Source organism: Micromonospora sp. NPDC049523 (assembly GCF_040676775.1).
Lineage (GTDB): Bacteria > Actinomycetota > Actinomycetes > Mycobacteriales > Micromonosporaceae > Micromonospora_G.
Genome location: NZ_JBFAPP010000006.1, coordinates 40,309 through 59,169, shown reverse-complemented (window position 1 = coordinate 59,169; position 18,861 = coordinate 40,309). Strand labels below are relative to the sequence as shown.

19 protein-coding genes are annotated in these 18,861 nt (G+C 70.8%); 7 read left to right on the top strand and 12 right to left on the bottom strand.

The features are described 5' to 3' along the window. Window positions 1–51 precede the first annotated feature (51 nt). Window positions 52–936 (bottom strand): BTAD domain-containing putative transcriptional regulator, encoded by an 885-nt coding sequence (locus AB0J90_RS10880; RefSeq protein WP_363594484.1) that lies wholly within the window; start codon window positions 934–936, stop codon window positions 52–54. Window positions 937–1,103: 167 nt separating this feature from the next. Between AB0J90_RS10880 and AB0J90_RS10875 the strand changes: the two genes are divergently transcribed. Next, window positions 1,104–1,496 (top strand): hypothetical protein, encoded by a 393-nt coding sequence (locus tag AB0J90_RS10875; RefSeq protein WP_363594482.1) that lies wholly within the window; start codon window positions 1,104–1,106, stop codon window positions 1,494–1,496. A 225-nt stretch (window positions 1,497–1,721) separates the two neighbouring features. Further along, window positions 1,722–2,309, top strand: coding sequence for a hypothetical protein (locus tag AB0J90_RS10870; RefSeq protein ID WP_363594480.1), 588 nt, complete (start codon window positions 1,722–1,724; stop codon window positions 2,307–2,309). Here AB0J90_RS10870 and AB0J90_RS10865 read toward each other — a convergent pair. Then, window positions 2,272–2,919 carry a winged helix-turn-helix transcriptional regulator gene (locus AB0J90_RS10865; RefSeq protein ID WP_363594478.1) on the bottom strand — a complete coding sequence of 216 codons (648 nt, stop codon included), beginning with the start codon at window positions 2,917–2,919 and terminating at the stop codon, window positions 2,272–2,274. The genes AB0J90_RS10870 and AB0J90_RS10865 overlap by 38 nt on opposite strands. A gap of 112 nt (window positions 2,920–3,031) precedes the next feature. Between AB0J90_RS10865 and AB0J90_RS10860 the strand changes: the two genes are divergently transcribed. After that, a complete protein-coding gene (locus AB0J90_RS10860; protein ID WP_363594476.1) occupies window positions 3,032–3,553 on the top strand; it encodes a pyridoxamine 5'-phosphate oxidase family protein in 522 nt (173 codons plus the stop codon). 235 nt (window positions 3,554–3,788) lie between these two features. Here AB0J90_RS10860 and AB0J90_RS10855 read toward each other — a convergent pair whose 3' ends face one another. Together AB0J90_RS10855 and AB0J90_RS10850 are read right to left on the bottom strand one after the other, a co-directional pair. Beyond that, window positions 3,789–4,223 carry a YdeI/OmpD-associated family protein gene (locus AB0J90_RS10855; protein ID WP_363594474.1) on the bottom strand — a complete coding sequence of 145 codons (435 nt, stop codon included), beginning with the start codon at window positions 4,221–4,223 and terminating at the stop codon, window positions 3,789–3,791. 27 nt (window positions 4,224–4,250) lie between these two features. Beyond that, window positions 4,251–4,643, bottom strand: a complete 393-nt coding sequence (locus AB0J90_RS10850; RefSeq protein WP_363594472.1) for a VOC family protein — start codon at window positions 4,641–4,643, stop codon at window positions 4,251–4,253. A 131-nt stretch (window positions 4,644–4,774) separates the two neighbouring features. On the opposite strand from AB0J90_RS10850, the gene AB0J90_RS10845 reads away from it, so the two are divergent. The 3 genes from AB0J90_RS10845 to AB0J90_RS10835 all read left to right on the top strand — a co-directional run bounded on the left by AB0J90_RS10845 (window position 4,775) and on the right by AB0J90_RS10835 (window position 8,597). Next, window positions 4,775–5,686, top strand: a complete 912-nt coding sequence (locus AB0J90_RS10845) for a sigma-70 family RNA polymerase sigma factor (RefSeq protein ID WP_363594470.1) — start codon at window positions 4,775–4,777, stop codon at window positions 5,684–5,686. A 5-nt stretch (window positions 5,687–5,691) separates the two neighbouring features. Then, window positions 5,692–6,105 carry a VOC family protein gene (locus AB0J90_RS10840; protein WP_363595021.1) on the top strand — a complete coding sequence of 138 codons (414 nt, stop codon included), beginning with the start codon at window positions 5,692–5,694 and terminating at the stop codon, window positions 6,103–6,105. A gap of 125 nt (window positions 6,106–6,230) precedes the next feature. Then, complete coding sequence (locus AB0J90_RS10835; protein WP_363594468.1) at window positions 6,231–8,597, top strand: hypothetical protein; 2,367 nt, start codon at window positions 6,231–6,233, stop codon at window positions 8,595–8,597. Window positions 8,598–8,604: 7 nt separating this feature from the next. Here AB0J90_RS10835 and AB0J90_RS10830 read toward each other — a convergent pair whose 3' ends face one another. The 3 genes from AB0J90_RS10830 to AB0J90_RS10820 form a co-directional block, all read right to left on the bottom strand. Continuing rightward, the gene (locus AB0J90_RS10830) at window positions 8,605–9,153 is read right to left on the bottom strand and encodes a carboxymuconolactone decarboxylase family protein (protein WP_363594466.1); all 549 of its coding nucleotides are present in this window, start codon (window positions 9,151–9,153) and stop codon (window positions 8,605–8,607) included. A 3-nt stretch (window positions 9,154–9,156) separates the two neighbouring features. After that, window positions 9,157–10,221: a cobalamin-independent methionine synthase II family protein gene (locus tag AB0J90_RS10825; protein ID WP_363594464.1), complete on the bottom strand. Its 1,065-nt coding sequence runs from the start codon at window positions 10,219–10,221 to the stop codon at window positions 9,157–9,159. An 85-nt stretch (window positions 10,222–10,306) separates the two neighbouring features. Continuing rightward, window positions 10,307–11,509: a hypothetical protein gene (locus AB0J90_RS10820; protein WP_363594462.1), complete on the bottom strand. Its 1,203-nt coding sequence runs from the start codon at window positions 11,507–11,509 to the stop codon at window positions 10,307–10,309. Between the two features lie 139 nt (window positions 11,510–11,648). On the opposite strand from AB0J90_RS10820, the gene AB0J90_RS10815 reads away from it, so the two are divergent. Next, window positions 11,649–13,019, top strand: coding sequence for an asparaginase (locus tag AB0J90_RS10815; protein ID WP_363594460.1), 1,371 nt, complete (start codon window positions 11,649–11,651; stop codon window positions 13,017–13,019). Here AB0J90_RS10815 and AB0J90_RS10810 read toward each other — a convergent pair. From AB0J90_RS10810 to AB0J90_RS10790, 5 genes are all read right to left on the bottom strand, one after another. Then, window positions 13,016–13,834: an ABC transporter ATP-binding protein gene (locus tag AB0J90_RS10810; RefSeq protein WP_363594458.1), complete on the bottom strand. Its 819-nt coding sequence runs from the start codon at window positions 13,832–13,834 to the stop codon at window positions 13,016–13,018. The two genes, AB0J90_RS10815 and AB0J90_RS10810, sit on opposite strands and share 4 nt — an antisense overlap. Next, window positions 13,831–14,898, bottom strand: coding sequence for an iron chelate uptake ABC transporter family permease subunit (locus AB0J90_RS10805; protein WP_363594456.1), 1,068 nt, complete (start codon window positions 14,896–14,898; stop codon window positions 13,831–13,833). The genes AB0J90_RS10810 and AB0J90_RS10805 overlap by 4 nt, the downstream gene beginning before the upstream one ends. Before the next feature lie 11 nt (window positions 14,899–14,909). Then, on the bottom strand, window positions 14,910–15,692 hold the full coding sequence (locus AB0J90_RS10800) for a class I SAM-dependent methyltransferase (RefSeq protein ID WP_363594454.1): 783 nt from the start codon (window positions 15,690–15,692) through the stop codon (window positions 14,910–14,912). Continuing rightward, the gene (locus AB0J90_RS10795; protein ID WP_363594452.1) at window positions 15,689–16,606 is read right to left on the bottom strand and encodes an ABC transporter substrate-binding protein; all 918 of its coding nucleotides are present in this window, start codon (window positions 16,604–16,606) and stop codon (window positions 15,689–15,691) included. Before AB0J90_RS10795 ends, AB0J90_RS10800 begins: the two co-directional genes overlap by 4 nt. 349 nt (window positions 16,607–16,955) lie before the next feature. Then, complete coding sequence (locus AB0J90_RS10790) at window positions 16,956–18,518, bottom strand: sugar transferase (RefSeq protein WP_363594450.1); 1,563 nt, start codon at window positions 18,516–18,518, stop codon at window positions 16,956–16,958. Window positions 18,519–18,861 lie beyond the last annotated feature (343 nt).

Below are 18,861 nucleotides of genomic sequence, written 5' to 3'. Positions count from 1 at the left end.
CAGGTAGCGCCCATCATCACCGCCGGTGTTCGGGTCGGATTCAGGAAACCTTCAGGTGCCGGCCCGGCTCGACGGGGAGGCCGGGAACGCGGCCGGCTCGACCTCGATCTCCCGCATCCGGTCCAGGTACTCGCGGTACCGGCGGGCCGCCTCACCGTGCCGGCCGACCGCCGACAGCGCGCCGATCAGCCCCAGGTGGGCCGACTCGTCGTACCCGTCGTCGGCGGTCAACCGCAGGTACCAGCCGACCGCTGCCTCCGGTCGCCCCAGCCGCAGGCACCGGCGCGCGAGTCGCTGGACCGCCTCCCGGTGCAGCTCGGCCAGCACCGCCCTCGGTCGCTCGACCCAGTCACCGGTGACCTCGCCGTCGTCGCAGAAGTCGCCGGTGTACATCGCGACGACCACCTCCAACCGGCCCAGGATCTCCAGTTCGGCGGCCCGGTCACGACCCTCGACCGGCCCGGTGCCGTCGGCCGCGACGGCGGCCCGCGCCGCCTCGTGGAACCTGGCCGTGTCCAGCGCGACGTGCACCGGGTCGAGCCGGACGGTGCCCGGGTCGGTGCGCAGGTAACGATCGGCCGGGTGGTCCCGGCCCGGATCGAGCACCGCGCGCACGGTGGAGACGAGCACCGACAGCCGGCGTGACGCGACCTCCGCCGGCACCCCGGGCCACAGCACGGCGGCGAGCGGCTCCCGGGCGTACGGGCGGCCGAACTGCCCGGCCAGGACCCGTACCAGCTCGCGGGCCTTGCGCGACTGCCAAGCCGCCGACGGCACCGGCACCCCGTCCAGCCGTACCGCGAAGTGACCCAGGGTCTGCACCGCGACCTCCGGGACGGGTGCGGGTCCGACCGCGGCCAGCGGCCCGGCGACCTGCCAGGCTCCCTCGCGTACGCCGAGGCGGTGCAGCCGCTCGACGGCAACCTGCTCCGCCACCTGGTCGGCGATGACCCCCGCGCCCGCAGCAGCGCGTTCGTGGCGAGCGCCACCTCGTTGCCGACCTCCGCCCAGATCGCCGCCGCCTCGGCCAGACCGGCGGTCCGCCGCCCACCCGGTCGACCACCACCGGCACCGCGTCCGGCCTCCCGTCCCGCAGGTGCGAGATGGGTCGCGAGGGCGGCGAGTTCGGTGGCCTCGGCCAGACCGGCGGGGTCACGGCGTCGACCTGCCTCGGTCCGGACCCGGTCGGCGTACCGCAGGGCGGAATCGGCGTCGCCGTCGCAGAGGGCCACCCAGCCGGCGGCGAGTTCGGCGGTGGTGGACCCGGCCGCGCTCGGGCGGGCCAGTGCCTGGGCGGCGTGCTCGGCGGCCGTCACGGGGTCCTCGGCGTAACAGGTACGGGCCAGCCCGGCCGAAGCCTCGGCCAGCACCTGCGCGTTGCCGTCCGGTTCGGCCATCGCGAGCGCGGCGGTGTAGGCGGCCACCGCCCGACCGATCGACCCGGACACCTGGTGCACCCGCGCGGTCAGCAGCAGCCCGAACGCGGCCAGCGGTGAACCCTCCCGCTGCCAGCGGGTGAGCGCGGCATCGGCGTCGGTCCGGGCGGGGCCGAGTTCACCCAACCCGAGCCGGGCTTCGGCCCGGTTGTGCAGCGCGAGCGCGAGCAGCATCGTCTCACCGGTCTGCTCGGCCAGCGGGATCGCGCCGGTCAGCTGGTCGGTCGCCTCCCGGTAACGTCCCTCCTCGACCAGGCGGGAGCCGACATTGCACCGGATCCGTAGTTGCTGCCCGAGGTCGCCACCGCGCTCGGCCGCGGCCAGCGCCCGCGTGTACGCGTACTCGTTGCCGGCCCGGTCACCCTCGCTGAACGCGACCAGCGCCTGGGTCACGTACGCCGCCGCGAGCGCCCCGTCGTCCCCGCTCTGCTCGGCGACCCGGAGTGCCTCGTCGGCGAGTTCCCGGCTACGGGTCCGCTCGCCACGCGCCCAGCGCACGGCCGCCCAGCCGGCGAGCACCTGCGCCCGGTCCACGATCGACGGTCGATCGTCCGGTTCGGCGCCGTCCAGGACGGCTCGGGCGAAGAGCGCCTCGGCGTCGTCGAACTCGCCCCGGCGGTGCAGCAGCACACCGACCCGCCAGGCGAGCGCGGCGGGAAGCGGCACGGTCACCGGTACGGCGGCGAGGTGGCGCAGTGCTTCGTCGGGCCGTCCGCCGCGTACCGCCGCTTCGGCCAACGCCAGATCGGCGTCCGGTGCCCGTCCTCCACCGGTGGTCACCGCAACAGCGTAGTCAGTGCCCGCCGGCCCCCTGGAACAGTTCCGAGCCGCGTGGCTACCCCACCGCGTGAGCGGCCGGGGTGGGAGGTGTGAACGGGGCCATGAGCAGGTCGGTGAGGCGCCGCCTGGCGTGCTTGTCACCGGTCAGGCGCAGCGCGCCGGAGTCCAGTGCGGCCGTCAGGGTGATCCGGTGGTCGCAGACGGCCCGGAGCGTGTCGAGATCGGTGGTGAGCACCGCGTCGGGTCGTTCGGATGCCGTGTCGCGACGGATCCGCACCGAGCCGTCGGCCACCTCGGCAAGGTAGGTATCGGCGTCGACGCGGAACTCGTAGACGCCGCCCAGGTCCACCGCCCGAGCCGGGTCGAAGGCCGCCTTGATGCTGAGCAGCAGGGAGTCGATGCCGAGTACGCCTCCGGGTGACTGCGGCGCCTGGCTTCCCCAGCGTCCGAGCTGCAACAGGAGGGGCTCCAGGGCACGACCCCATTCGGTGAGTTCGTAGAGGTGGACCCGGGTCGGCGGGCCCAGGTCCCGCCGTTGCACGACGCCGTGTTCGGTCAGCTCGCGGAGCCGCTGACTCAGCACGTTCGGGCTCACGCCCTGCAGGCCGCCGAGCAGGTCGTTGAAGCGCTTGGGACCGAGCAGGAGGTCCCGCACCACCAGCACCGCCCACCGCTCGCCGAGGACGTCCAGTCCACGCGCCACCCCACACGGATCCCCATAGCTACGCATGCCGCCCATGGGCATCAGGCTACCTCAGATCCTAATTCAGGAGTTGTGCTTGTTCTATAGGAGTCAGTCCTCTAGTTTGACTCCCATGAGCCTCCCCAACACGCAAGCCGCGGGCCTGCCGCAGGGTGACGTGAAGCTGCTGGACACCCCGCTGGCACAACGCCTGCTCACCACCACCGCAGTGGCCCGCCTGGCCTACACGGGCAAGGACGGGACACCGCGGCTGATCCCGGTGAACTTCCTGTGGACCGGCGAAGAGGTGGTGGTCGGCGCGTTCGCCGGCACGTACAAGATCCGTGACCTGCGGGCCCGACCGGAGGTGGCGATCTGCATCGACACCACCGACGGCCTGCCGCAGGTGCTCACGCTGCGCGGAAAGGTCACCATGGCCGAGGTCGAGGGCGTCCTTCCCGAGTACGCGACCATGCAGCGCGCGGGAATGGGCGACGAAATGGGCAACGCCTACCTGGAGGCGATCGACAAGCCCGGTCTGCGGATGGTCCGGATCGGCTTGCGCCCGACCTGGGTCGGAACCCTCGACTTCCAGGAGCGGTTCCCGGAGATGACACCCGAACCTGTCCGGGCAGCTCTCCTCACCGGCGAATAGCCGGCACCGTCGAGGTCCGGACCGTCGCCCGAGGCTGCCGTCGGGGTAGGAGCCCACCCGGAGGACTCGCCAGTGTCGGCCAGCGCGAGAATGCCCATGATGACGAGGTGGGTCGGTGCGGCCCAGTTCTCCACCGTCGGGTCGTGGCTGACGATGTCGGTGGTTCCCGCGCTTGGGCAGGGTCAGGTTTCCGCATGGCGATATTGCATTGCCAGCGGACTGTCGCCTTCGGGTTTCAGCCCCGCAGGGCGGCGATGGCCTTCTCGATACGCCGACGGCGCGTCTCGGGCTTCTTCGCGCTCTCGATCGCGCGAACGTGCTCGCGTTTGTGGCTGTACGCAAGGTTGTCGTACGCGGCGCGGGCGATCGGGTCGTCCGCCAGGGCTCGGGCGAAATCCGCGGGCTCGACGACGACGCGCGGGTCGGTGTCGACCTCGACCTCAACCTCGACCTCGTCGCCGATCGCGACACCCGCGGCCTGCCGGTTGGCGTTGCTGAGGCCGAGCAGGTGACGGCCGCGCATGATGGCGACTCGGGTCTTCCAGGAATGCCCGTTGACCGTGATCGTCACCGGCGGCCGGGCACCCCCGCCGAGCGCCTCCACCACCTCGGGCGGAACTTCCAGCCCCCGCATGGGCTCGGGGGGCTCGACGAGGGTGCGAAACTTCACGGCGTACTCCCTGCCGATCGTCCCGGGTCAGGAGGCGTAGGTGGTGACCTTCCACAGGTAGCCGTCAGGGTCGCTGAAGTACCCGTAGTACCCACCCCATTGGGCGGCGGCCGCCTCTTTGATCACGCTACCGCCCGCGGTCACCGCGTTGCGGATGGTCTCGTCCACCACATCCCTGGAGTCGGGGTTGAGGTGGAACGAAGCGCCCCGGAAGCCGGATCCCTCCGCGGAGACGCCAGCGTCCTGTGCCGCTGCGTCCCATTCGTAGAGAGCCAGTTGCAGGTATCCCCCGCTCAGGCTGAACGAAACAAAGTTGCGGGTGTCCTTGTCGATTTTGAAGCCCAGGCCTTCGGCGTAGAACTTCTTGGCGCGGTCCAGGTCCTTGACGCCGAGCATGATGGCGCTCACAGGCAGTGACACGATTCTCTCCTTGTAAGTCGATCTGCTGGCCCGATCGACGGGCCGGACATCCGTGCTGAGCCAGGGATGTCACACCGGCTTGGGTTCGCCGGTCAATTGGTATGACAGACCGCGACGGAGGAACGTGACAGATGACCGAGCACGACTGGCTGAGTGAGCGGTTCGCCGAGCACCAGGACCGCTTGCACGCGGTGGCCTACCGGATGCTCCGCTCACCCAGCGACGCCGAGGACGCGGTGCAGGAGGCGTGGCTGCGGGTCAGCCGCGCCGACACCGACCAGGTAGAGAATCCGGCCGGGTGGCTGACCACGATCGTCGCCCGGGTCTGCCTGAACATGCTCGAAGCACGCCGGGCCCGCCGTGAGGAGCCAGCCGGGGCGCTGCCACCCGAGCCAGCCACACCGCACCCGAACATTGACCCCACCAGGCAGGCAAACCCCGAGGACGAGGCGCTGCTGGCCGAATCCGTCAGTGTCGCGCTGATGGTGGTGCTGGACACGCTGACTCCCCCTGAACGGCTCGCGTTCGTCCTGCACGACGTCTTCGACGTGTCGTTCGGCGAAATCGGCGCGATCATCGACCGCTCACCGGCAGCGGCCCGGCAATTGGCCAGCCGGGCCCGGCGGCGGGTGCAGGGAGCAGCCGCCGCGTCCGACGCCGCGCGATCCCGCAAGCGGGACATCATCGCCGCCTTCCTCGCCGCCTCCCGCAACGGCGACTTCGACGCCCTACTCACGCTGCTCGCCCCCGACGCCGTGACCGGCGAGGCCCGCGGCGCCCACGCGGTAGCGGCAACCTTCGCCGGACGAGCCCAGGCCGCCCGGCCCGCCCTGGTCGACGGCGTTCCAGCGGCCGTCTATGCGCACCGAGGCCTACCGAAGGCCGTCTTCACGTTCACCATCAGCGAGGAGAAAATCACCAGCATCACCATCGACACCGACCCGGACCGGCTCCGCGACCTCGACATCGTCTTCCTCAGCACCAGCGACAAGGAGCGGCGACGATCATCGCACGTACACCTGCCCTGCGAGAAAGAAGCGTGACCGGTATGGATGTCAAGCTCTCGTACTGCACGCTTGCTGTCCACGACCTCGACCTGGCGCTCCGCTTCTACGGCGGCGTGCTCGGCTTCGAGGTACGCGATGACGTCGATCTCGAGGGGACGCGGCGGGTGAGCGTCAGCCCGCCGTCGCAGGCGGACGTGCGGATCGTCCTCGAACCACCCGGCGTGCACCGGGGCGCCACGCCGGCCGACCGGCAGGCGATCGAGGACCTGATGGCCAGGGGCTTGCTGGGCCGTCTCGTCTTCGTGACCGACGACTGCGATGCCACCTTCGAACGAGTCGAGGCCGCGGGCGCCGACGTGCTGCAAGAACCGATTGACCAGCCCTCCGGCGTCCGCGACTGTGCCTTCTGTGATCCCTCCGGAAACCTGCTGCGTTTCACGCAGTCCCGCGGCTGATAGTCCCGGCGATCGCGTCGCGGCAGGTACGTGCGGCGAGGGGCGCCAAGCTGTGACCGGCGGGTGGGCGCCGCCGGCCGTTTTCCGGTAGTGAGCGGTGACGACCGGCTGTCACACTTCGAGACATGCCGCCGGCCGAACGCCTACGACTGTGGCCAGTGGTCGGTCTGGCCACGCTCGGGCTGCTGCTGACCGGTGGGACGGTGCTCGCCTTCACCCTCGCCGCGGGCAACCGGGAGGCCACCGGGATCGTCATCTCGGTTGTCACCGCGATCGTCACGCCCCTGATCAGCGGACTCGTGGCGGTGCTGTGGCGGCAGCGGCGGCTGCACGGGCACGACGACGCCGACTCACTCGCCCTGGCCGCCGACGCGCTCGCCAAGGCGCTGCGGGAGCAGTGGGAGGACGCGGCAACCGATCGGCGGCTGTACCGGCCGGCTCCGATCCCGGTCCGCTGGGTCTGGTCGACCCGACCGGTCACCGGCCGGCTCCAGGACGCCGTCGCCGACCCCGAGGGATTGTCCCTGGGCCGGTTCGAGCCGCTGCCGGGCACCGACACCGTGACCGCCGACATGATCGAGGCGGGTGGGCTGGCACAACTCTTCCGGATCTACGCCGGGTTGAGCTCCGGCCGGCTGGTGATCCTCGGCGACCCCGGCGCCGGCAAGACCGCGGCCGCGATCCTGACCCTGGTCGAGGCGCTGCACCACCGCCTCCGGCTCGACCCGGACGTACGCCGACCGGTGCCGGTGCCGGTGCTGCTCACCCCGCAGAGCTGGGAGCCGCAGCGACAGACCCTGCGCAACTGGCTCGTCGGCCGGCTCGCCAGCGAGTTCGCCTTCCTCAACGCACCGAAGTACGGGCCGGACGCGGCCGCCCGGCTGGTCGACGAGGGCCTGATCGCACTCTTCCTCGACGGCTTCGACGAGATGGCACCCGAGTCGCGGGCAAGCGCACTGGAGTCGATCGACGAGCAGGCCAACTTCCGCCTGGTGCTGCTCACCCGCAGCGAGGAGTTCACCGAGGCCGTACGCACCGGGCACCTGCACGACGCGGCCGCGCTCGAACTGCGCCCGCTTCCCGCCGCCGTCACCGCCGACTATCTCGCCCGGTGGCTGGTGAACGCTCCGCCACCGGCCTGGCGACGGTTGTTGGCCCGGCTCCGTGAGCAGCCGGACAGCCCGCTCGCCCACGCCCTCTCGTCGCCGCTGACGGTGACCCTGCTCCGGGACACCTTCGTCGACGCCGCCGAGGTCGACGAACTGCTGGCACCGGAACGCTTCCGCGACGCGACCGAAATCGAGGACTTCCTGCTCGACCGGGTGCTGCCGGCCGCGTACCGACCCCGCCCCGGCAGGCCGGTTGGCCCGTACGACCTGGTCCGGGCCAGGCGCTGGCTCGGCCACGCGGCGGCGCAGATGAGCAGCCACAACACCCGCGACCTCGCCTGGTGGCGGATGCACCAGTGGGCCTCGGCACCGGTACGGATCCTCGCCACGCTGCTGTTCGTCGGTCTCGCCGCCGGGGCAACCGCCGCCGTCGTCGCCCGGTTCACCGAGGAGCTGGGCGAACGCTCCACCATGGACCCACTGCCGGCCACCGTGGTCGGCCTGGTGCTGGGGCTGGCGATCGGGCTGGCCGTCGAACGCCGGGAGTCCCCGGTGGGCGGCTTCTCCGGATCCGCGGGCTCCCGGTTCAGCCTCGGCATGGGGCTGGTGTCCGGGCTCGCGGTCGGTATCGCCACCGTACTCACCGTCGGGCCGAGCTTCGGCGCCGTCACCGCGCTCACGGTCAGCCTCGGCGCCGCCCTCGCCGCCGGGATCGCGACCGGGATCGCCTCCGGAATCGGGATCAAGCCGACCGGTTCCGCGCTCGCACCGCAGTCCGGGCTCGGACGAACCATCCGGGCCGGGCTCACCCACGGGCTGCCGGCCGGACTCGCGACCGGGGTGCCGATCGGACTGGCGACCGGCGTGCCCGTCGGTCTGGCGTACGGGATGCCGACCGGGCTCGGTACCGGGCTGGTCATCGGGCTGGCCTTCGTGCTCGCGTTCGGACTCATCGACGGCTTCTCGGCCGCCTCGCTCGACGTCGCCGCCCCGATCGACCCGATCACCGCCTGGCAGCAGGATCGACGACGTGGCCTGTCGGTCGGCGCCATCTTCGGACTCGTGGTCGGCTTCGCCGCCGGATTCACCGATGCCATGGCCACCGGCCGGCACGACCCGCTCCCGGTCGCCGCCGGGGTCGGGATCATCACCGGACTGACACTCGGTCTGGCGACCGCGGTCGCCGCCACGATCACCGTGTCCAGCACCTGGCGGACCGGGCTGCTTTTCCTGCAACTGTGGGCCCGGGGAGACGGTCCCGTACGCGGGATGCGCTTCCTGGAGAACGCCCACCAGCGGGAGATCCTGCGGGTGGTGGGTTCGGTCTACCAGTTCCGGCACGCCCGCCTACAGGACCGGCTCACCCAGACCCGTCAGCGGTGACGACTACTCAGACGCCGTAGCCGATCGTGACGATCCGTTCCGCCGATGCCGGGTAGTACGCCGTTGGATCGGCGGGTACGAGGGTGCCTAGCCCGTCGACGTACCGGTTGAACATGCAGAACGCCGCCGCGATCAGCACGGTGTCGTGGATCTCCAGGTCGGTGGCGCCCTCGGCGCGGGCGGCCTCGACCAGATCGGGGGTGACCTTGCGGCCGCTGTTCTGCACCGCCCCCGCGATCCGCAGCAGGGCGCGCAGCTTCGCCGAGACCGGCGCGCTGTCGAGGTCGGCCCGCACCTGGTCGACCAGGGTCATGCCCTCGTCGAGTTGGCGGGCGGCGAACGCCGAGTGCGACGAGCAGCAGAAGTCGCAGTCGTTGAGCCCGGACACGTAGGCGGCGATCAGCTCGCGCTCGCCCGGGGTGAAGGTGTCCGAACCCTGCCGGAGCAGTACCTCGGCCAGCTCGTTGAGCGGCTTGGCGGTCTCCGGACGGTACCGCATCGGGCCGGTGATGCCCGGAAACTCGCCCTCGTCGATGCCCAGATCGATGTGCGCCACGTCTCACACTCCCAGTTCTCGTGCGGCCAGTTCGGTGCCTTCCACCCGGGCGCGTACCTTCGCCCAGGCCGTCTCTCGTGAGGTCGACACGTCGTCGCCGAAGGGCGCGAACCCGCAGTCGTCGCAGGTGCCGAGCCGCTCCGGCGGGATGTACTCGGCGGCGCGCAGCACCCGGTCGCGGACCTGCTGGCGCGTCTCGACCACCGGGTTGATCGGGTCGGTCACCCCGACGAAGATCCGCTGGTCCGGTCGGGCGTGGGCGGCGATCGCCGCCAGTACGCGGTCCGGATCGGACTCGCTGGCGAGCTGTACGTAGAAGATGCCCGCGTGCAGCGCGAACAGGCTCGGCAGCAGTTCGGTGTAGTCGATGTCGAGGCTGTGCGTCGAGTCCTGGTCGCCACCGGGGCAGGTGTGTACGCCGATCCTGGCCCGCTGCTCGGGCGTGAACCGGTCCAGCACCCGGTTGTTCAGCGCCACGAACGAGTCGAGGATGCCCTTGGACGGATCGAGCTTGACCGACAGCCGGCCCTCGGTGAAGTCGAGCTGGACCGCGTGGGCGCCCGCGTCGAGGGCGCCCCGGATGTCCGCCTCGGCCTCGTCGACCAGGTCCCCGAGGAAGGCTTCCCGGTCGTAGCCGGGGATTCCGGCCGCCGGGTAGAGCAGGCTCAGCGCCGAGGGCGCGATCACCGCCTGCTTGACCGGTGCGGTCGCGTGCCGAAGGGCTGCCCGCAGGTAGCCCTCGGCGCGGGTCGCGTACCGGAACGGACCCGTGGTCAGGCTCGGCAGCGTACGGGTGTGGCCGTCCGCGAACGGGATCACCACACCGTCGCCGGACAGCCCCGCCAACCCGTGTACGGGATAGGTGGCAAAGCTCGGTTTTCGCTGCTCACCATCGCTGACGACGGGTGATCCGAGCGCCTCGAACCGGGCGATGGTGTCCCGTACGGCGTCGTCGTACAGGGCGTCGAGCGCCTCGCGCCCGATCCGCCCGCTCTCGAAGTCGGCGATGCCGGCGAGCAGTGCCGGCGGTCGGGGAATGCTTCCGATCGGTTCGGTCGGGAGACTCATGCATCCGAACCTAGAGATGCGTGGCCCGCTGCCATAGTCGAATTCTTGCTGTCTTCCTTTACCGTGCGGTATTCCGTCGCGGAGATCAGCTCAATGTCGATCCGGTGGTCGTCGGCCGGCTCGCGCCGAGGAAGAAGATTCCGGGCAGGCCCTGGGTTTCGAAACCGTCACTCGGGTTGCGTCGCAGCGTCGACTTCTCGATCCGCATCGTGCCGCTGCGATCATTGCTGACGAAGAAGACCGCCCCACCGCCCTCTTCCGCGTGGTTGTTCTCGATGATGCTGCCGGCGATCCGTACGGTGAAGGTGTTGCCGTCGCAGTAGATCGCGCCGCCGCTGCCGCCGCCGGGTGTGCCGCCACGGGCCGGGTTGGCGCCCTGGCCGATCGCATCGTTGTGGCTGAACACGCTGTTGAGCACCACCCAGGAGACCCCGATGCTGCTCAGCGCGCCACCGTTGGAACAGGAGCTGCCCTGACCGGCGGCACCACCGAAGGTGCTGTCCACGACGTACACGGGTTTGCCCTGGTACTGGCTCAGCACGCGGATCGCGGCCCCGCCGAGGTCCGGTCCGGTCCGGTCGCACCGGTTGCGGACGAAGCGTGAGTTGACCACCTTGAACTGCCCACCTCGGACGAAGATCGCGCCCCCGCCGCCGCCCTCGGTCTTCTCCCCGGTGGAGTTGCCGTCGGCGAACGTCAGGTTCTGTACGGTGAGCTGCGGGTGGTCCTGGTTGTCGCAGTGCGACGTGGTCCAACCCTGTGCCTGGTCGCAGGTGTTCAGGTAGAGGATGCGGCGCTTGCCGCCACCGCTGAGGGTGACCCGGCCGCCGCCGTCCAGCACCACCCGCGGACCGTTGGCGTTCCTGACCTTGGCGGTCTCGGTCAGGGTGATGGTCACCGGGTCCGGCCCGCAGTCGAACGTGATGATCCCGCCGGCCGCGACCGCCGACACGACCGCCTTGCTCGTGCAGCTCGCGGGTGTGCCGGTGCCGATCTTGCGGGTGGGGCGGCTGGTGTCCACCGGGCGGCCCTCGGCCGGGACCGTGGCACCGCCGCCGGGGTTGCCCGCCCGCGCCGGCACCACCGCCGTCCTGCTCGGCGTGCTCGACGGTCGACCCGTCGGTGCCGCACCGAGTCCATCGCTCGCGCCGGCATCCGGACCGGCCGGCACACCGCTGCCGGTCGGCGTCGGCGACGACGGGTCGACATCGGCCGTACGCCCGCAGCCGGGCAGCAGGGCGACGGTGACACCGATGGCGAGCAGCAACGATCCAGTCTTGATCCGCACCCGCACAGGCTAGAGGCGCACCCGCCGGTAGGCGAGCCAGCCAGCGGGGACGAGGTGAAATCGATGCTTAACAAGATCGAAAACTCTGACTCGGAGGATGCGGTTTCCCCTTCCACCGCACCCCACCGCGGAGGCCACCATGTCCGACCCGAACGTCCCGTCCGAAACAAGCGTCGAATCCGAACCGACCGTCCAGGGTGACGTGCACAGCGCGGCCGAACCGGCGTACCGGTCGCGACCGGCGCCGTGGCGCCTCGGTGCCGTACTCACGCCGCTGCTCAGCGCGACCCTCGGCGCCGCCCTCGTCCTCGGCCTGACCACCCAGGTCGACTCCACCGAGACGGGAGCACCGCCGGCCGGCGCGGTGACCGGGGTGCAGGCACCCACCGGGATCCGCAGCGTCGCCTACACCGAGGCGCTCGCCACGGCGAAGACCCGCAAGCCGAAGGTGACCGTGATCGGCACCGGCGGCACCATCTCCGGCGTCGCCACCTCGCGGAGCAGCTTCACCGACTACCGGTCGGGCCAGATCGCGATCTCCAGCATGGTCGGCCAGCTCCAACCGGAGATCGGTCAGGTCGCCGACGTCAGCACGGTGCAGTTCGGGAACAAGGGCTCCGGCGGCTACACCATGGCCGAGTTCCACGCGCTCACCCTCGCCGTCCAGAACGCGCTGAAGTCGGCCGACGCGGTGGTGGTCACCAGCGGCACCGACACCATGGAGGAGTTCGCGTACTGGCTCGACCTGACCGTGCAGAGCCGCAAGCCGGTGGTGATCACCGGTGCGATGCGGCCGTGGGCGGCGGTCACCCCGGACGGGCCACAGGTGATCGGCGCGGACGGTCCGGCGAACCTCTACAACTCGATCGTGCTGGCGGCCAGCCAGACCACGTACTGCTACGGCACGGTGCTGCTGCTCGGGGACGAGTTCCACGCCGCCCGGGACGTGACCAAGACCAACTCCAGCCGGATGGACACCTTCCAGAGCCGGGAGTTCGGCGTACTGGGCTGGGTCGACGGGCCGAACATCAAGGTCGGGCGAGCCCCGGCGCGGGTCGACGACTGCGACCGTACCCGGGACTGGCTGACCCCGTTCGACCTGTCCCGGATCCAGCCGACCGCACTGCCGCGGGTGGAGGTCGTGTACAGCTACCAGCAGGCCGGCGGTGAGGCGATCAGCGGGTTCGCCGCCGCCGGGGTCAAGGGCATCGTCACCGCCGGCACTGGCGCCGGTGGGCTGTCGTCCGCGCAGAGCAGCGCCCGCAGCGCCGCCGCCGCGCAGGGCGTGGTCTTCGTGAGTACGACCCGGACCGGCTCCGGTTCCGTCTACGGCAGCAGCACCACCGCACCGATCATCGCCGGTGACGACCTGCTGCCGCAGAAGGCGCGGCTGCTGCTCCTGCTCAGCCTCGCCTTCGCCCCCACCAACCTGGACCGGGTACGGGACTGGGTGACCACGTTCGGCAACCCCGAGTGGGACACCGCGCCGAACGGCAAGTCGAAGGACTAGTCACCGGCTTCGGGACCGGCGGCCGGCGTACGGGGGCGACGGAAACGTACCCTCGGCCGGCCGTCGGACCCGATGCTCACCTCGGCGTCGGCCCGGTAGACCGCCAGCAGGCGCTCCGGCGTGAACACCTCGGCCGGGGTGCCGGCGGCGGCCACCCGCCCGTCGTGCAGCAGCACGATCTGGTCGCAGTACTGGGCGGCCAGGTCGACGTCGTGCAGGGTCACCACCACCGTCATCGGCGACCCGGCGAGGAAGTGCAGCAGTTCCAGCTGGTGACGTACGTCCAGGTGGTTGGTCGGTTCGTCGAGCAGCAGCAGGTCGGGCTCCTGGAGCAGGGCGCGGGCGATGTCGACCCGCTGACGCTCGCCGCCGGAGAGTCCCGACCACCGACGCCGTTCGAAGCCGGCCAGTCCGGCGTCGGCCAGCGCCCGGCGGGCCAGGTCCAGGTCGGTCGCGCTGGTCGCCGCCAGCCGCGGTCGGTGCGGGATCCGACCGAGCAGGAGTACGTCCATCGTCGACATGTCCACGTCCGGGCTGACCTGCTGGTGCACCACGGCGATCCGGCGGGCGAGCCGGCGGCGTGGCACGTCGACCAGCGGCTCCCCGTCGAGCAGCACCAGCCCGGCGTCGGGCCGGCCCAGCCCGGCGAGCAGCCGCAGCAGGCTCGACTTGCCGGAGCCGTTCGGCCCGAGCAGCCCGACCGTGCTGCCGGGTACGGCCCGCAGCGCCACCTCGCTCAGGATCCGCACCCCACGCACACCCCAGTCGACCTCCCCCGCGACCAGGTCCGCACCGCTGTCGTCGGGGCGGGTCATGGCCGGCTCCGGTGGCGCATCACCAGGGCGAACACCGGCACCCCGATCAGCGCGGTGAGCACACCGACCGGCAGTTCCTGCGGTGCGAAAACGGTCCGGGCGGCGGTGTCGGCCCAGATCAGGAAGACCGCACCGGTGACCACGCAGGTCGGCAGCAGGATCCGGTGCTGCGCACCGACCAGGAGTCGGGCCGCGTGCGGGATGGTCAGCCCGACAAAACCGATCGCACCGCTCGCCGCGACCAGCACGGCGGCGACCAGGGCGGTGGTGCCGAACAGCACCAGCCGGGTCCGGGCCGCGGCGAAGCCGAGTGACTCGGCGGTGTCGACGCCGAAGGCGAAGGCGTCCAGCGCGGGCGCGCACCACCAGCAGACCAGGAAGCCGGCGCCGGTGACCACGGCGGCCAGGGCCACCGCCGGCCAGGACGCCGCGGTGAGCGAGCCGAGCAGCCAGAAGGTGACGCTGCGGGTGTTCTGCACGCTCGCGTCCGAGACCACGATCAGGCTGGTCACGGCGCTGAAGAGTTGGGAGACCGCGACGCCGGCCAGCACGATCCGGCTCGGTTGCGTCCACTGCCGCCCGGCGAAGAGCAGCACCGCGCCGAACGCGGCGGCACTGCCCAGGAACGCTCCGGTGGACAGCGAAACCGAGCCGACCCCGAGCCCGAGTACGAGCACCGCGACCGCCCCGGTGCTGGCCCCGGACGAGATGCCGAGCAGGAACGGGTCGGCCAGCGGGTTACGGGTCAGCGCCTGCAGCACCGCGCCGCAGAGCGCCAACCCACCGCCGACCAGCCCGGCCAGCAGGACCCGGGGCATCCGCAGGTCCCAGACGATGCTGTCGGCCAGCCGGGGCAACGGTCGCACCGGTACGCCGAGATGCGCGCCCACGGTGCGGGCCACGTCCGCGATCGACAGGTCGGCGGTGCCGATGGTGACCGCCGCCGCCGCGCTCAGCGCGAGCAGCGCCAGGCCCACGGCCAGGACGGGTCCGGTGACGCCTCCTGCCGGCCGGAGGGCGATCCGGGGTCGGGGTGGATCGGCGACCGCTGCCGACCCACCCATGCGCGACGTCCTCATCGGCGGGCGAACACCACGTAGTCGTCGAGGTGCTGCCAAACCGTGCCGACCTCGGCGAACCCGGCCGTACGCAGCGCGGCGAGGTGGAACTCCAGCGACGCCGAGGGCTGCGGTGGCCGGTCGGCAAAACGCCGTTCCCGCTCCACCGCCAGCGGGGCGATCTCCGGATCGGCGAGCGCTTCGTCGTACCACTGCTGGTAGTCGAGCGCACCACCGGCGAAGCCGGCCCGCTGCACCTTCGCGTCGTGCCACTGCGCCAGGTCGTGCAGGGTGGTCGACGGGGCGAACCGGAGATGGTCGGCGTTGAGCAGGATCCCGCCGGGCGGCAGCAGCTCGGCCGCCGCGGTGTAGACCCGCAGCAGCTGTACGGGCGACAGCCAGTGCAACGCCGTGGAGCTGAGTACGGCATCCACCCGCCGCCCGTCAAGGAACCGGCTCCAGTCCGGGGCGACCAGGTCGACCTCGTGCACCTGCGCGCGTTCACCGTATTCGGTGAGCACCCCCCGGGCGACGTGCAGCAGGATCGGGTCGTAGTCGACGGCGATCGCCCGGGCGTTGGGCAGTACGCCGAGCACCCGGTCGGAGATCGCGCCGGGTCCACAGGCCAGGTCGAGCACGGTCAGGTCGTCCGGGAGCAGCAACCGCAACACGTCCAGCATGGCGGTGAACCGGTCTTCGCGGTTGGCGACGTACGCGGCCTGCTGGTCGTCCCAGAGCCGGAGCAGTCGCCGGGCGGGGTGGGTGGTCGTCTCGTCGAGCATGGCTCCTCCGCTGTTCATCGCGTGCTCGATGCGAGGGTGTGCAGACCGGCGCTGACCTGCTCCAACGCACCCACGCTGCGGATCGAGGGATCCATCGACGACCCGGACACGCTGATGAACCGCCCGTTGACCACCGCGTCGAGCTTGGCCGTCACCGGGTTCTTCCGCAGGAAGTCGATTTTCGACTGGGCGCTGTCGCCGTCTCCGCCACGGGTCAGGTCGGCCAGCACGATCACGTCCGGGTTGCGTCGGGCGATCTCCTCCCAGTTGCCGGCCGGCCACTTCTGCTTGGCGTCGGTGAACGCGTTCGTCGCACCGAGCAGCGAACTGATGGTGTCCGGCAACCCACCGTGTCCGGCCACGTACGGCGTGCTGGTCCCGGAGTAGTACCAGAGCAGCGAGGTGTCCGGGGCGGCCGTACCGGTCCGCTTCGCCGCGTCCAGCCGGGCCTGCTGTCCGGCCACCACCTGGTCGCCCTTGGCCGGCACACCGAAGATGGTGGCGATGTCCCTGACCTCGGCGAAGATGCCGTCGAACGTCACCTCGTCCTTGGCGATGGCCTGGTCCTCGCAGGCAAAGGCGGACAGGTACGCGGGCACCCCGAGCCCACCCAGCTCCTTGCGCTCCCCGGCGGCGTCCGGCGCGTACGCCGACGAATACGTCGAGTACACGAAGTCCGGATTCGCCGCCCGTACCGCCTCCCGCGAGGGGTAGAGCTTGGCCAGCACCGGCACCCGGTCGTAGTCGCCACGAAGCTCGGGCAGCACCGGATCGGTCTGGTAGCTGGTGCCGATCATCCGGTCGGCCAACCCGAGGGTCAGCATGATCTCGGTGGCGTTCTGCTCCAGGGCGACCGCCCGGCCCGGCGGTGCCGGCACCGTCAGCGGCAACCCGCAACTGCTCACCACCACCGGGCTCGCGCCCGCCGTCACCCCAGCCGCCTCCGGCACCGAGGATTGCCCACAGGCAGCCAACCCACCAAGGGCCACCACGGCCGCAATTGAAATGAAAATCGTTTTCACAACGCCGAACCCTACCAGCCCCGACCCCCGCCCCCCACGCCCCAGCCACGGAGAGACACATGCCGTTCAACAGATAGTTGCGGCCCCCAATACGCCAAAATGCCGGGCCACCAAAGGCGACCCGGCGTTCGACACAACTCAATCAGCTAAGACAACCCGCCGCACAGGCACGCGGCCCAGGGGTTGGGGCGGCATGCCCCGCGCAGGGATCAAGCCTGACCGCCCGGAGCGGGGCATGCCGCCCCAACCCCACCACCCGCTAGCGACCCCCACCACGGAACACCTCGGCCACCGTACGCAGCACGACCTTGATGTCCAACCAGAGCGACCAGTTCTCGATGTAGTAGTTGTCGAACCGGGCCCGGTCGGAAATCGGCGTATCCCCCCGCAGGCCACTGACCTGGGCAAGTCCGGTCAGACCGACCGGCACCCGGTGGCGCATCGCGTAGTCGGGGTGCTCGGCGGAGAACTTCTCCACGAAGAAGGGACGCTCCGGACGCGGACCCACCACGGTCATGTCACCGCGCAGGATGTTCCAGAGCTGCGGCAGCTCGTCCAACGACGTACGGCGCATGAACCGACCGATCGGGCTGACCCGCTGGTCGGTCGCGATGGACCAGTTCGTCTGCGACTCCCGCTCGTTGACCGGGCGCATCGAACGGAACTTGATCACCTTGAAGGGTTGGCCGTAACGCCCGATCCGCTCCTGGTAGAAGAAGATCCCGCGCCCACCGTCGAGGAACGTGGCGATCGCGCAGAGCAACAGGATCGGGCTGAGCGCGAGCAGTGCGATGGACGCGAAGACGATGTCCGAGGCCCGCTTCACCGCCCACCTGGGGCCGGACAGGGTGGTGTGCCGGATCTGTACGACCGGGATCGCGCCGATGTGGTCCGGGAGGCCGGCGTAGGAACGGGAGCCCCACAGCCGTGGCACCGCCCAGAGGTCACAGCTCGCGGAACCGCGCTGCTGCAGGATCTCCATCAGGGTGGCCTCGTCGGAGGTCGGGTCGGCGATGATGAGCACGTCGCACTCGACAACCTCGATGAGCTTCTCGAGGTCGTTGAAGGTGCCGATCAGCGGCGGTGCACCAGGTTCGTTGTGCATCTCGGCGTCGACGCAGCCAGCGAAGCGCAGACCGTACTGAGGGTAGCGGCGCAGCAACCGGGCGAGTTCGAGGGCGATCGGACCGCCGCCAAGGATGATCGCGTTGTGTTCCGCCCACCGTCGCTTGCGGGCGACCAACGCGATCTTCCGGGTGATCGCCCGGCCGACGATCACCAACCCGGCGGAGAGTGCCACCCCGTGCATGAACCCGACCAGGTACTGGAGTTCGTCGTGCCGTGAGGCCGCGATGACCGCGACGATGCCGGCCGAGGCGAGCAACCGGCCGCAGATGCTGGGCAACTCATCGAGGATGCTCACGTGTCGGCGGGCCCGGTAGAGGCCACCGGTGGCGAAGATGGTGACCGTCAGCGCGGCGGCGAACAGCGTCCCGCGCTGGTAACGGTCGGTCAGCAGCAGCGGCGCCAGGAGCGCGACGATGTCGACCGGCGCGGTGAGCATCCAGGCCCGCAAACCACGGGTACGGCCCGAAGCGCGGGAACTGACGTAGGGCAGTACCGCCGTCGTCGCGTGCGGTGAGGAACTTGCGGTACCCGGCGCAGTCGCCCGTCCGCGCGCCGGACGCGGCTTGGGAATCGTCGTCTCGGTGTCGAACTCGCCGACCGCCGTCCCGTGGCCGGGCACCGGTACCGACTGGGCGTTCGCCTCGTCGATGGGTTGCCCAACCGAATCCTGGCGCACCGTCGGCCAGCTCGACATGTTTATGACCTCCCCGTTTGGCGCAACAGGAAACGCGCCGGGAGCAGGATACGGCCGCCATAGCCGTTCCGCCAGCGGCACATCTGGCAGAGTTTGTCGGCCAGTAGGGGAAGAGTCCGAGCGCGAACCCATTGGCCGGTAACGGATGTATCAATTCGTCGCCTGCCGCGTGATCGGCGCACCAAAGCGGTCCTATTTGGTCACAGCCAGTAACTTCCGCCATACCCGAGGCTCGGGCCGGGCTCGGGGCCACGGCGCCATCAGACCGACGAGTGGCACAGGCCACTGCTCGACGGTGGGTGCCGGCGGTCCACGGTGGAAGTCCGTTCACCCGCCGTACATG

Bases quoted from the DNA above. Each gene is read 5' to 3' on its own strand.
- AB0J90_RS10825 (WP_363594464.1), bottom strand. From the start codon at position 10,221: ATGAGTCTCCCGACCGAACCGATCGGAAGCATTCCCCGACCGCCGGCA.
- AB0J90_RS10790 (WP_363594450.1), bottom strand. From the start codon at position 18,518: ATGTCGAGCTGGCCGACGGTGCGCCAGGATTCGGTTGGGCAACCCATC.
- AB0J90_RS10845 (WP_363594470.1), top strand. From the start codon at position 4,775: ATGACCGAGCACGACTGGCTGAGTGAGCGGTTCGCCGAGCACCAGGAC.
- AB0J90_RS10835 (WP_363594468.1), top strand. From the start codon at position 6,231: ATGCCGCCGGCCGAACGCCTACGACTGTGGCCAGTGGTCGGTCTGGCC.
- AB0J90_RS10800 (WP_363594454.1), bottom strand. From the start codon at position 15,692: ATGAACAGCGGAGGAGCCATGCTCGACGAGACGACCACCCACCCCGCC.
- AB0J90_RS10840 (WP_363595021.1), top strand. From the start codon at position 5,692: ATGGATGTCAAGCTCTCGTACTGCACGCTTGCTGTCCACGACCTCGAC.
- AB0J90_RS10810 (WP_363594458.1), bottom strand. From the start codon at position 13,834: ATGACCCGCCCCGACGACAGCGGTGCGGACCTGGTCGCGGGGGAGGTC.
- AB0J90_RS10815 (WP_363594460.1), top strand. From the start codon at position 11,649: ATGTCCGACCCGAACGTCCCGTCCGAAACAAGCGTCGAATCCGAACCG.
- AB0J90_RS10805 (WP_363594456.1), bottom strand. From the start codon at position 14,898: ATGGGTGGGTCGGCAGCGGTCGCCGATCCACCCCGACCCCGGATCGCC.
- AB0J90_RS10860 (WP_363594476.1), top strand. From the start codon at position 3,032: ATGAGCCTCCCCAACACGCAAGCCGCGGGCCTGCCGCAGGGTGACGTG.
- AB0J90_RS10875 (WP_363594482.1), top strand. From the start codon at position 1,104: ATGGGTCGCGAGGGCGGCGAGTTCGGTGGCCTCGGCCAGACCGGCGGG.